Source organism: Flavobacterium difficile, assembly GCF_011392115.1.
GTDB lineage: Bacteria > Bacteroidota > Bacteroidia > Flavobacteriales > Flavobacteriaceae > Flavobacterium > Flavobacterium difficile.
In genome coordinates this window covers 1-393 of the sequence record NZ_JAAJBT010000027.1, presented here as the reverse complement: position 1 = coordinate 393, position 393 = coordinate 1, and the positions used below count along the sequence as shown (strand labels likewise).

Here is a 393-nt window from a genome sequence, read left to right as displayed (position 1 = left end):
ATGTTGCACCAAGTGGAGTAGATGCGAATAACAATGGTATTGATGATGTTTACGAAGGCGCTGGATACATTTCAGTACCAACAAACACAGATACTACAGATGCTCCTGATTATTTAGACAATGATTCTGATAATGATGGATTAACAGACATCGTTGAGAACAACGAAGGTGTTGCTATTGCAACAGGAGTTGATACAGATGGAGATGGATTAGATGATGCATGGGATGATGTAGTAGGCAATGATGTAAATGACAACATCAACACGCCAAATGCAGCTTCATTAGGCGATGAAGATGGCGATGGCGAGGTAGATTACAGAGACATTTTAGATAGTGATAATGACGGAGTTGCGGATAATGTAGATCCAGATGATGATAACGATGGTGTATTAG

General features: G+C 39.9%; 1 pseudogene. It reads left to right on the top strand.

What is annotated here, in order from left to right:
* Positions 1-393, top strand: a pseudogene (locus G4D72_RS13300) (gliding motility-associated C-terminal domain-containing protein); the annotation flags it as partial.